Origin of the sequence: Lacihabitans sp. CCS-44, assembly GCF_024343735.1 — a bacterium.
GTDB lineage: Bacteria > Bacteroidota > Bacteroidia > Cytophagales > Spirosomataceae > Leadbetterella.
In genome coordinates, this window is the sequence record NZ_RJUE01000062.1 from 28,226 (window position 1) to 41,738 (window position 13,513).

Consider the following 13,513-nt stretch of genomic DNA (forward strand, 5'->3'; position numbering starts at 1 on the left):
TATTTGTTTTTTATTTTACCTCTTTATGTTTTTGGGGAATATTAAGATATTTCAAAATACTCTCCACAGCTATACTGCCAGTATTAATGGCAAAACCCATAGACGTACCCGGAAAAATGAATGGATAACTATCGCCATAAATGCTGCAAGCATCTGTTCCTGCGGCATAAAGCCCTTTAATGGGCTTCCAATCTTGACCGATAACTTCGGCTTTTTCGTTGATTTTTATACCACCCGCACTGCCATAAGCACTCGGAAAATGCCTTCCTGCATACCATTTTCCACCAGTGAGCGACCTGAGGTATTTTCTTTCTTTGTTAAATTGTTCATCATAGCCATTTTTGCAATAAACATTATAACTTTCGATGGTTTCTTTTAAATTTTCTAAATCAATTCCTGTTTGCTCGGCAAGGTCTTCGAGGGTGTCGGCTACATAAAAATTACCTTTGCCCGATTTCAAATAAGCATCAATAATGGCTTGAGAATTTTCAAAATTTGTTTTCGGGAAAACACGATTTCGAGTATCAAAATCTTGCTCCATTTCTTTCAAAATACTTTCATCAAAAATCAAAAAGCCAGTTTTGTCTTTTTGAAGTGTGAGAGCATTTCCTGTGAAAGTTACGTTTGCCATAATGGCTTCATTCATAAATCTTTCGCCCAAATAATTGACAAATAAATGCGGCTGACGACAGGCTTCGTGCAATTGTGGTGGCACATTGAGCGGGTCGGGCATGCCATAGACCAACTCCATCGACATCTCTGTTTTTTGAGCACCTACTTCCCACGCCATTCTGATTCCATCGCCTGTAACTCCTTGAATTTTGAAAGGGTAAATATCTTTATCAACCTCAAATCCAGCGTATTCTTTTATCATTTCGGGGCTATTGCCAAATCCACCAGTTGCCACGATTAATGCTTTTGAACGAGCTTCTATTTTATTACCAACTTTATCGGTGGCTATTACGCCAATAATAGCATTATTTTCTTTAACTATTTGCTTTACGGCACATTCCAAATAGAATTTTACACGTAAATCTATTGCTTTTTGGGTCAGAATCTTCATCATAGTAGCAGCACCGCCTGGGCCAGGAGGGCCAACTTCGGGCTTCACCAAATGCCAAGTCGAATACGAACTTGTAAAATAAGTGGCAGGCTCTACAAATTCCACACCTAAGCTCTCCAACCAGTGAATGGTATCGCCTGATTTATTCAAAAAAGCACGCACCAATTTGGCATCCACTCGCCAGTGCGTATAATCCATGAATACCTTAAAGGCTTCATCTTTGGTTGGTTGTAGCAATCTCGCTCTTGTATGACGACTTTCGATGCCCAGCGGCCCCATGCCTTTGTTGGCAGTGCCACCTGTGATTGCATTTTTCTCAAAAACTATCACAGAAAGTCCACTTTGTGCAGCACTTACTGCAGCAGAAAGTCCTGCAGCACCTGCTGCGATGATGATAACATCGGACTCCATTTTTCCCATTTTATATACTTTTATTCTTAAAAAACAATTTCGAGTTTCTCAATTTCAGACCTTACTAATAACAACTTACAATCCTTTATTTGCCTTTATTATCTTTTGATACTCATAAAAACTTTGCTTTGGCGTGCGTTCTTGGGTTTCAAAATCGACATAAATCAAACCCAAACGCTTGGTATAGCCTGATACCCATTCAAAATTATCCCAACCAGACCAAACCATATATCCGTTCAGATTTGCCCCTTCCGATTTCGCTTTAAGCGACCATTCAATGTGGCGTTTGATATAGTCAGCACGCATGGGGTCGTTGATTTTGCCATTCACTTTTACGTCTTCTGATACATAACCAGTTCCGTTTTCGGTGATATAAACTTTCGGATTATTGTAATCAGTTTTCAAACGCATCAGCATTTTGTACAAATATTCTGGTCGTACAGGCCCAACATTTGATTTTATTTCGTCAGGATTATTGTCTAACCATTTCAACGACACGGCTGTATCTTCGCCTTTTACGATGGCAGGAGCATAAAAATTGATTCCTAAAAAATCTGGCTTATTTGAGGCAATCAAAGTCATTTCTTCGGCACTTGGCTTGAAAGTCGGATTGTATTTAGCCATCGAATCCAAAGCCATTTTTGGGTAGTGTCCTTTGTAAAGTGGGTCGAGAAATAAGCCGTTTATCAATATATCTTGAAATTCGGCAACCTTTTTATCGGCCTCACTCTTTTCATCCCATGGAGCTGCCGGATTTACGTTTAATACAATACCGATTTCTCCGTTCAGTTTCAGATCGTGATGCAGCTTAATTACACGTGCGTTTGTTACCATCTGAGCATGAGCTTTTTGCATTTGACTCATGTATTTTTCTTTGGTCAAATCATTTGGATTTCCGCCACTTAAAAGGTTTTCTACCAAGAAAAATTCAATATAAGGCTCATTGAAAGTAATGAAATGTTTCACTTTTCCACCATATCTCTTTAAAACTACGGAAGCATAATTATAGTACCAATTTGGCATTTCTGGATTTGCCCAACCGCCTTTTTTTAGCAAAAGTGCAGGATAATCGAAGTGATATAGTGTTACGAATGGCTCAATGCCTGCTGCCAATAAATCATCAATCAACACATCGTAATGTTTTAAAGCTACTTCATTGACCGCACCAGTTCCGTCGGGAATAATTCTGCTCCAATCGAGCGACATTCTGTAAGAATTTAGCCCCAATTCTTTCATTAAGGCAATATCTTTCAAATATTGGGTACGGTCATACATATTGATCGAAACGTTCCCAGTATGATTTTGTCCAATTACTTTTTCGGTGATGTGTACTGTATTGGTCAGAAAATCCCATTTAGATTCTCCTTTTCCATCGGTTTGATAAGCACCTTCAACTTGGTATGCACAGGTGGCTACACCCCAAAGGAAAGGTTCTTTTTTTTGGGCATTTGAAATATTTGCTATTAAAAAAAGCAAGAAAAAAGACTTTACTATTTTATTCATTTTTTGAATTTTAAAAAGGCCATTTGAGTTAATTATTTGTAAAGTAAAAAAAAACAATTAGTACATTCAAAGCAGAATCATTCTACTTTAAATGTACCATTGTCTTTGCATCTATGTTTTATTAAAACTTGTAACTTAATGTCAAGAAATATGCTCTTGGCATAATTGGCAATGTAGCATAAATAGCTTGTGGATTTGCTTCGAGCATGGCTTTTGTAAAACCTTGGGTATCCAATGAGGCAGGGAAACCACCTGGAGCAGCCCAACCCATGATTCCGTAAGTATTTAAGATATTATTTACAGAAACATTAGCTTGAATTTTTTTGCTAATTTTATACGAAGCGTTCAAGTCAAAAGCATTGAATGATGGCAATTGGAAGGCATTACCAACGTTTGCCCAACGCTTACCCATGTATTGCCAATTGATTGAGGCAGTCAATTTATCATTACTATATGTTGGCGTTACAGTAAACATATTGCCCACGTTATCATTTTTGCCCCCGTCATAAACCACTTTGGTGTCATCTGCTGGGCCATTTGTTTTGGCTAAATACACCGAAAACTCTTTGGCAACTGATGTTTGAATAGTACCCACTGCTCGCAAGCTGAAATTCTTAGTAATTACATAATTTCCTTCTAATTCCAAGCCTTTTGTCTCAAATTTCTGGTAAGCACGTGGCGGAGCATAATAGGTCAAATCTGCATTTTGGAAGATTTGGAAATTAGGTACATTGCTTGCCAAAGTATAGAATGGTGTGGCAAATAAACTAAGGTTTTTGCTTCTGTATTTCAAGCCAAATTCTGCCATTTTAATATCCTGAGCTTCAATAGAAATGCCCGAAGTCAATTGCTGATTGGCGATATCCATAAAATAACTCAAATCTGGCGATTTACGACCTTGTGAAAAACGACCATAAACTGCAAAACCATCATTTACTTTATAATTTACGCCGAATGAATAAGATAGTAAATCTTTAAACGATAGGCTTTTGTCGAAACCTTGAGCCGGATTTCTTGTAAATGTACGTCCATCATAAAGGGTAGAAGCATTACCATCAGCACCTGTTGGGCTGTCTGGTGTTACTCTTTTTGGAGTTGTAAATGATGAGTTAATATTGAATTTTTCCATACGAACACCCCAGTCAATATTCAATTTTTCGCTTATGTCCCAATTATGTCCCAAAAACAAGGCAGTTTGTTTAATAGTGCCTTCGTTATCATATAAACCACCACCACCAAAGTTGGTGATACCATTGGCGTTTGTCAAATCAAATTTTTGCCCACCTAAATTGGTATAACGAATGGCTACTGTCTGTGGTTTGTCTTCGATAGTGGCAAAGCTTTGTGCCGCAGGTATAATCGCCACACGAGTTACTTTTGTTTGTGCATAATAAAGACCACCCGTAAAGGTCATGTTTTTTAGTTTTTTGGTAATTGTCGCTTGGTCAATCACATCGTTCATACCATTGTTACCATAAGGATTTGGGTTATAAAAAACGGCATTTGGCATTACATCACCACCTGGCAGGCTTAATGTTCCAGCGATTACACGTGGAGGCCCCGCTGCAGTGGGAGGCAATTGTTGTACTGTACCATAGCTTGCACCCGTTGTTGGGTTATAAAACTCATACGTTCCCATACGGCCTACATTGCCACCTACGCCATAAAAAGTAAGTTGGTCAACTCGGAAAGGCGATACTACTGCTGTTGTTTGCGTAATGTTGTCTTTGTTTGATATTCTCAAATTGTTGTTAAACGTCCAACCAGTGCCAAAAGTTTGTTCCCAGTTTATACCAAATGATTTTTCGTTGAAAGACTGCACCTTTTTAGTGTCATAGTCAATATCCTCTGAATAACCAGTCAATGATTTTGGTATTGTAAATTGTTGCGACTGAATAATCGTAGAACTGCTATTTGTGAAGCTCCCCGCTGGTCTTGGATTGGCAAAATCTACCGAAGGAGTAAATTCAAATGGAGCAGTATTGTCATCAATTACTTTAGCATAAACTTTTACGGAGCCTGATTTGTAGTTTTTAACCACATTTGCTTTAACCTGACCACCGTAGCTCAATTTATATCCTGGATATTTAGCTCCGTCGGCATTTCTATAAAAGCCACCAACATTAAAAGTTAAGGTTTTGTCTTTTGAAAGTGGCCCACCTACATTAAAATCTGTACGATAATAAGGGTTTTTGCCGTTTCCTTCTAGGCCAACTCTTGCACGAACTTCGCCAGCAAGCGTTTGTCCACCTGTTTTTGAAACATAGTTAAAAATACCACCTGGGGCATTTGCTCCTAAGATTGAGGCCGTTCCTCCACGTACTACCTCAATACGATTCAAAGTTGCATCGGCTCTTAAAAATCCGTCAGGTTGTACTAAACCAGAAATACCAACAACAGGTAAGCCGTCTTCTTGCATTGAAACATAGAAAAAGCCTCCGTTGTAATTTAAACCACGGGTGTAAATCGAATTACCTACCTCGCCACGTGAAGTATTTACATAAACCCCAGGGATGTTTTTCAATAAATCGGCGGCAGAGTTTGGCACAAGGGCTTCAATTTGTTTGGCGTTTAAAGTAGAAATTGCCACCGAAGCATTCATTTTTGTGCGTTTATCAAAAACCCCCGTTACTACAACCTCGTCGAGAGAAGCCTGATCTTCTTCAAGGCTGATGTTCAAACTACCTGATTGTGGCACAGAAACACTGAGCTCTTTGGTACTATAACCCAAAAAAGAAATTGTCAGTGTATAGCTTCCATCTGCGACATTTTCCAGTAAAAAATCACCATTTGCATTTGTGGTTGTTCCTTTGGTTGTTCCTTTAATGCTTACAGTAGAGCCGATTAAAGGCTCATTTTTCGAATCCCTGACCTTACCCGAAATTTTGCCACTCTGTGCAAAAGTTACTGTAGCCACCATGGTCAGAATAAGTGCCGACAAAAATTTTGATAAAAAATAGTTCTTTCTCATACATCAATTAGGTTTGGTATTATTTTTCTAAATTGTAGTACAAATTTCAGATTCTTTCGGTGGCTTTGTGAATCAAAAAAACTCCAATAAGATTCAAAATCAATCAATATGATTTTTCTCATTTTTATTTGTACTAAGAAATCGTAATACTAATGGGTGTAATGAGCTTAAAACTACATACTTCAGATTGTATAAGAAGATTTCTGCATAAATTGAAGATAATAACCCTATTAATCAATATTCAAAAAAGGGATTTGTAGAGATTCAGTCTTATTGAAGGTAAAGTTTGTGTTTTGAAAAAATAAACCATTAAAAACTGAGAAAAAATCAATACAAAATCACAAGCCAAGCAAATTTAAATCCTATTATTTTTTACTATTTTGTATAAAAAAAAAGAACCTAAATCCTTAAGATTCTATGTGTTAAAAAAAAATCAGAGCCTCCATTTTGGAAAACTCTGATTCTCATAAAATGATAAAGAAAACTATTTCACATCAAAAACATAATCACCTGAAGATAAAGGAATCACTACGCTTTCCCCCTCAACTTTCACACCTTTCCAAGCTGTTATAGTTTTACCAGATTCTGTGATTTGTGCAAGACTTTTGGCTTGTAAATAAAGTGTAGCAGTGCTATTGGCCGGCACGGTGCATTTATAGCTCAGTTTGCCTTTCTCCGTTTTCCATTCGCTTTTTATTTTGCCATAAACCGAGTCATAATGACCTTTAGCAAATGTCATTACTTTGTCTGGGTCAGGCGTTGGTTTCAATATAAAATGTTTGAAAGCGGCTTTTTCAGGGCTTCTTTGAATACCCAACGAGTAATTGTACATCCACGAAGAAACAGCACCAAAGGAATAATGATTGAACGAATTCATAGAATTATTTCCTCCAAAACCGTTTTCAACCGTATAAGAATTTAATCGCTCCCAAATAGAAGTAGCTCCATTTACCACCGAATACAACCAAGATGGATAGCTTTTTTGTTGCAACAAACGGTAAGCATTGGCATGATTTCCATTTTCAGAAAGGGCATCGGCGATAGAAGCCGTTCCAATAAAACCTGTCATCAACGAATATTCAGGACGCTCAACGCCTTCGTCGTCTTTGTTTTTACGGGTCAAGGCCTCATTTAAATATTTTATGGCAAAAGGCTTATTCTCATCATTAAATAAACCCAAATCCAGTGGAATAGCATAAGAAGCTTGTGTATCTACCAGCTGGCCTTTGTCTGATTTTTCCTCCACATTTCTAGTATTTGGTGGCCCCATTCTTGCTGTTTTCACGCCTGACTTTATGGTTCTGTGCGTATTTTTGTCTACATAAACTTCATTAAAAACTCTTTTAACTTCCTCATAACGAGCCTTAAAAGCGGCTGCATCTTCTGGTTTATTTAAAATGGTAGCCACTTTATTCATGATTTCTAAATCATAAGCAAAGTAACTCATCCAAAATTCTGTGTTATCGTTCTTGTTGTTTTCTGGGCTCAACCAATCACCCAATGGTCCTTCGTTCAATATCTCTGTGGCTTTGTCTACTTTGGTATCCAAGAATGCAACATACTTTTTCATGGCATCATAATGCTCTTTTAAAAGCTGCACATCGCCATATTGTTGGTAAGTTTCCCAAGCCACTGTCAGGCCAGCACTACCCCAAAGTGTACCACCAAAACCTCCACCCATGGGAGCAACGTCTGTAAATCGACCACTTTCAGCTTGCACATCACGCATGGCCAACATGTGACGCCTTAAAAACATATCAGCATCGGTCAGATAAGTGGCTGATTTTGAGAAAACAGAAATATCACCACTCCAACCCATGCGTTCGTTACGTGCTGGTGTATCAGTCGGAATTGAAAGAAAATTGCTGCGAAGTGACCAAGTGATATTTTCCCAAAGTTTATTTACCAGAGGATTGGAAGTCTCATAACTCGATGACAAACCCAACACTGAACTTATCACCAAACCTTTTACATCAGCGATTGGAAGAGCGTTTTCTAAACCAGTTAGTTCTAAATAACGATATCCATGAAAAGTAAATCTAGGCTGAATGACTTCGTCTCCACCTTTCAGAATATAAATATCTTGTGTCAGTGCCGCTCTGATGTTTTCCATCATGACCATTCCGACATTTTCGCCATATTCTTTCAAACTAGGGTATTTTACTTCGGCAAAACGCATCGTTATTACCTGTCCTTTTTTGCCATTTTTAATTACAATTTGCGGAACACCCACCATATTTTGAGCCATGTCATACACAAATACTTTCGGACGAACTTCTTCTACCGAAACCGCAGGCATGGTTTTCACGATGGTGGCGTTGTTTCCCATTTGTCCGACCAACTTCAAATCATTATAGGAAAAAGTTGATTTTTGCCCACGACCATCCGTAAAAGTGCCTTGGTAGGCAGTTCCTTCCAACGGAACTTCAACTGTAGATTTCCACTTGCTGGCATCATAAGCAACTGTTGACCAATCTTTTATAGCAGCTTCTTTGTTGGCATCATACACTTCGCCTTGGAAATAACTTCCATAACGAACAGGGCCGTCATTTAAAAACTTCCACTCTTTCGGATTTGAGGTAATGATTTGCTCAGAACCATCCGTATATTTTATAACCAACTTGCTCAATAGTGATTGTCTATCCCCGAAATAATTCCAACTCTCGCCACTAAAAGTAATGTTGCCGCTCCACCAACCTTCACTCAGCCACGCACCTAACGCATTTTGACCACCTTGTTTCAATACGTCTTTTACGTCATAGGTTTGGTACATGTGGTTTTTATTGTACTGCGTCAAACCCGGATTAAAATAATCGTTGCTCACACGTTTGCCGTTCATAAAAACCTCATAAATTCCTCTGGCTGTTACATATAACCTCGCGGTTTTAATGGTTTTAGATTGCACAGCAAACGTAGTTCTAAGCATTGGAGCAGCATTTTTACTCGGATTAGCCAATATCAAAGCACCACCTTTTACCACATAGCTGTTGTTTTCAATGTTCAGTTTATTGGATTTGAAAATACCATTGTAATTATTTCCATTCAGTTTTTCGGTAAACAAAGTATTAGAAGGGAAACGGAAGTTTTTTAATTCTACCTCTGAAAAAATAGCCGATTGGTTTTCATTGGTTTGAAAACCGACATCAGCCAACATCGGAAAACTAATGAAATTATTTCCACTACCAACAGGATTAAGATTTAGGCCACGAGGAGCAAAAGGCGAAGGCGTTCCTTCCGTTTTCTCGGCGACTCTATTTTCAGGCTTATTTTCTCCAATAAAAAACTCATACAAGCCAAAATTACAAGTCACAAAAATCTTATGCTTGTCATACTTATTAGCCTCATTGATTAAGTTTTTTGGGATAGAAAGGCTTTTGAATGGTGTTTCATTGTTATCATTTTTTGTGTAGCCCGCCCTGTAAATATTGAGTTTTGCCAATCCATCGGTTGCTTCTGAAACATTCGTAATATCCAATTCTAAAGCAATATAACTCTCGTCTTTCTTGTTTTCTACACCTTGCATGTTCAGGTCTTTGTCCATCAATCGGGCGTCGTTGCCACCAAATACAAATGCAGCTTTGGTAGAATTTGAGGCTTTATCGAGCTGAATGGCGTATTGAAATTTGTAAACCGAAAGATAATGCGAATAAAAAACCAAGTCTTCATCGTCTCCGCCTATCCATTTGGCACCTGACCAAGCCGAAATATCAGGATTCATCAAACCGGTTTCAAACGAAGAGCTTTTGGTTGTCATAGATTTGGCATTGTCCCAAACAGTTACTTGCCAAGTGTATTTGGTGGTGGCTTTTAAGGCTGTACCAGCATATTCAATGCCATGCGAAAGGTCAGAATTTACTTTTTTAGTATCCCAAACAATTTTATTATCAGCATCCGTTACCACTATTTGGTAAGCTGTTTGGGCGTATCCTCTTTTGCTATCTGTGGCTTTCATTTGCCAAGAAAAATGAGGATTGGAGATATCGATTCCGAGAGGTGTTGTTTCATAATCTACTTTGAGATTATCAATCGTAAATCCTGCAAATACTTGACTTACAATGGACAAAAGAAATATGACTGTTATCCATTTTGCTTTTCGATTAAGCATGTTTTTATTTTTAAGGTTAAACATATTTTCTGCAAGATATGCTCCAAAAGCGTATTAGCTATTATGTACTTTCCTGCTATTTCTGATATTCGCTAAGAAAATCATACTTATTAATGGGACACGGATGACACGGATGTACCAACACAGATAAACACGGATTTTTGTTAAACCGAATAAAACTATTAATGCATGTCCTCCGTGTGCAATTTGACATTTTAATTCCTAAAAAAGCACCTACTCCATGGTTTCTACCGAGTAGCAAAACAACCATGTTATAACAAATTGAAAGAAAAACCCGTGTCATCCGTGTGCCAATAAACACTCCCTATTATTGCAATCCAAAAATCTTTACTTGTTTCATTGTCCATGGAATGGCTTCAGTTTCTTGATCGAGTCCTTCTTCCAGTTTTATTCTTAAAAATTTAACTTTCGGGGTAGACAAAGGCACTGTATTATCTCCCTCATTCCCCACGAGACCTTGGGCCGTTTGTTCCCAAGTATTTCCGTCCACTGATGCTTCCACGGTATATTTTCGAGGAAAAGTTTGGATTACTTGTGGCGGTGGTGGCGGGGTCGTTCCATTTCTTGGGCCAAATCTCCTGATGGCAGCAGAGTTAAACTGCAGCTCAGAAATATTCATCGCCTTTGGCAATTCTACTTGGTACCACATGCCTTTTTCTTGCTTTTTACCTGTTGACCACCCTTCATAAGTAAAAGCACTTTGCGGCGAAACATTCCCACCAATACGCGTTGAGGCTGTATGACTGGCCGTTATTTTTAATCCATCTGACACTTGAATTTCCTTAGGTGTATTTTTTATGAGTTGATCATATTTGTACAAAACGCTCTGATTGACCGTTTTTGCACGAATTTTCTCCACTTGTTTTGGAGTTACCAACGAGGCATCATTCGACAAGCCATTTCTGATGTACGAAACCACATCTGCCACCCAAACATCGTCGTGATCTTTCATTGGAGCCATCAGTCCTCCTGCGTAGCTTTTGCCTTCAATGTTGCCCTCCATGCCATGCAAAACTACTTTTATGGCGTATTCAGGATGAGCTTGTATCCGTTGTGACCCCGCCAAAGCTGGTGCCATCAGTTTTCCATTTCCACCCGGAGCACCCATTCCGTTGTTTCCATGACATTGTGAACACAACTCACTGTAAATCACCATTCCTCTGTCTATCGATTCTTTTTGGTCTTTGCTCAACTCCACTCCTCCAAACGGCCCATTATTTCTTGGTTTTGGTGGGGTAATAATTTGCTCACCAATAAGCTTCACGCCTACGGCTTTGTTACTGGCAATTGCCGATTTTATTCCGCTTTCTAAATCATCAATTTTCAAAACTTTGGCCGAAAGCATCGCTTGAACCACTACATCTGTATTGGCATCGTTCAAAGCGGCTTTATATTCTGCTTCAAGTTCTTTTGCCCCTGCTTTGTAAAGCGTTTCCCCAGTACGCAAGGCCTGAATTCTGATTCTTGGATTGGCATCTTTCAATAGCTTTTTGGCCAAATCTGTTTTCAAAGCACCCAAGCCTTCCAATGTCCAGATGGCATGAATTCTAGCCAATTCGTTTTTGCTCGATGTCGCCATCGTTTTTAAGGCAGGCACCACCGAAAGGTCTTTTTTCAAAACCAACAATTGTTGAGCAGCATCTCGTCTCCAACCGTTTGGATGTTCAAGATGTTTTACCAAAGCGGCAGCTGATTCGTTCAGCATTTTGGGTTGAGATTTGTCACGTTCTTTTCCGTCATAAGTGATACGCCAGATTCTACCCAAACCCACCACTTTGTCTAGCTGATATTGTTCAATTTTGGTACGCAGGTACGTTCCTTTTTGGGTCCATTGGCCTTCTTGTATGATTCCGTGGTACATATCTACAATATACATCGTGCCATCTGGAGCTGTAGCCATATCTACTGGTCGAAATAAGGGGTCAGTAGAACGCAAAAACTCTGATTTTTGGTCTTGGAAAACGTTGTGAAGTGTAGTAACTCCTTCTGTAACCACTGGATTGATTTGTCTTACAATTCTGGCCACAGGTTCACCATAAAAATACTGGCCTCTGAGGTTACTAGGCAATCTATCACCACGATACACATCATTTCCGGCTGAGCCAGTAACTCTGTTCAATGAACCATCTGGCTGACGGATTTCGTCCATACCACCTTGCATATCAGCTATTTTCACCGCTGCACCCCAAGGCACATCAAAGCCTTTGGCGAATTCGTTTGGCACTTCGAAATTGCCATAATGTATAGGAAACTGGAAATGTGAGGGTAATCCACTCGCCCCGCCTTGAAACCAAAGTTTGCCGTCGTCGTCATGCGTTACACCCCATTGAGCTCTGTTAAAACCTGTTTTTTCTCGGATAACACCGTTAGGCGTTTCTCTTACTCGAAAGGCATTTACGGTGCTATATAACCAATTGTCCATACCATAATACATAAATGCTTGTTGGTGTTCCACATTTCCTGAGCGGCCATATTTGGTTGTAAAAAGTTCTTTTTTGTCAGCCTTTCCGTCGCCATTGGTGTCGGTGTATTTATAAACATTATCTGCGTCAGATTCCATGGTGAGAATACAGTCTTTACCATAAGGCAACACAAAACGAGGAAATATCAGTTTGTCTAAAAACGTAGTTCCGGTTTCATAAACACCGTCGTTATTCTTATCCTCCCAACGAGAAATACGGCTAGTTGGCTCCAATTCGTTTTTAGAATCGGCATCAAGCATATACGAACGCAACTCCAGCACATACATTCTACCGTTGCCGTCAAATGCAATAGCTCCTGGTTGCTGAATGGCAGGTTCGGTCAGAATTGGTTCAATTTTATAACCCGGAGGTAACAAAAACTGCTTTTGTTCTTCTGCCACACTCAATGGCAAAACGGGCTGTTTGGGTTCCAAATCTATCCCTTTCCAATCGTCGCTGTTGGGATCAACCCCCTCCGGAAGTTTGACTTTAGGCAATGTGTCGGCTTTTATGCCAGCATCTAAAATGCCTTTAGAAGATTTAGAGAAAACAAACGAACTGAGTGCAACAGCCACCAAGGAAACCAGAAAAGCGATTTTAAGAGAAAACCCTTTACCAGACTTACGTAGAATTTCTTTCATGTTTTTATATTAAGGTTGAATCCAAAACTCAAATTAGTATAAATTTTTAGAAATATATTTACATTTAGATAAAAAGGTTATTCTGCTCGACAAGTGGAAGGATTGCTATGGTTTCTAGCCAAAATTCACTACCATATTGGACTCAAAATTCAAGAATCCCAAATTAATTATTATGGACTTGAAGTCCATAATTTAGTTTCGACTAAAGGTTCTACTGCATTCGTATAATTGAATTGCCACGAATAAAAAATCATACAAAAATGTTCATGCATTCGTGCAAAACATTTTCGGAAGCTAAAGCGATATGCACTAAGGTGCATGGTTTTAACTTTTTTT

Annotated in this window: 5 protein-coding genes; all 5 read right to left on the reverse strand. The window is 38.9% G+C overall.

The window, feature by feature from the left end; genetic code table 11:
• Positions 1-10: 10 nt before the first annotated feature.
• On the reverse strand, positions 11-1,483 hold the full coding sequence (locus tag EGI26_RS18410; RefSeq protein WP_255080536.1) for an FAD-binding protein: 1,473 nt from the start codon (positions 1,481-1,483) through the stop codon (positions 11-13).
• Positions 1,484-1,549: 66 nt separating this feature from the next.
• The gene (locus EGI26_RS18415) at positions 1,550-2,977 is read right to left on the reverse strand and encodes a glycoside hydrolase family 1 protein (RefSeq protein WP_255080537.1); all 1,428 of its coding nucleotides are present in this window, start codon (positions 2,975-2,977) and stop codon (positions 1,550-1,552) included.
• A gap of 121 nt (positions 2,978-3,098) precedes the next feature.
• Positions 3,099-5,948 carry a TonB-dependent receptor domain-containing protein gene (locus tag EGI26_RS18420; protein WP_255080538.1) on the reverse strand — a complete coding sequence of 950 codons (2,850 nt, stop codon included), beginning with the start codon at positions 5,946-5,948 and terminating at the stop codon, positions 3,099-3,101.
• 484 nt (positions 5,949-6,432) lie between these two features.
• On the reverse strand, positions 6,433-10,053 hold the full coding sequence (locus EGI26_RS18425; protein ID WP_255080539.1) for an alpha-L-rhamnosidase: 3,621 nt from the start codon (positions 10,051-10,053) through the stop codon (positions 6,433-6,435).
• Between the two features lie 328 nt (positions 10,054-10,381).
• Positions 10,382-13,177 (reverse strand): c-type cytochrome, encoded by a 2,796-nt coding sequence (locus EGI26_RS18430; protein WP_255080540.1) that lies wholly within the window; start codon positions 13,175-13,177, stop codon positions 10,382-10,384.
• Positions 13,178-13,513: the final 336 nt, after the last annotated feature.

Coding starts and splice junctions, on each gene's coding strand:
- EGI26_RS18410 (WP_255080536.1), bottom strand. CDS start 1,483: ATGGGAAAAATGGAGTCCGATGTTATCATCATCGCAGCAGGTGCTGCA.
- EGI26_RS18430 (WP_255080540.1), bottom strand. CDS start 13,177: ATGAAAGAAATTCTACGTAAGTCTGGTAAAGGGTTTTCTCTTAAAATC.
- EGI26_RS18415 (WP_255080537.1), bottom strand. CDS start 2,977: ATGAATAAAATAGTAAAGTCTTTTTTCTTGCTTTTTTTAATAGCAAAT.
- EGI26_RS18420 (WP_255080538.1), bottom strand. CDS start 5,948: ATGAGAAAGAACTATTTTTTATCAAAATTTTTGTCGGCACTTATTCTG.
- EGI26_RS18425 (WP_255080539.1), bottom strand. CDS start 10,053: ATGCTTAATCGAAAAGCAAAATGGATAACAGTCATATTTCTTTTGTCC.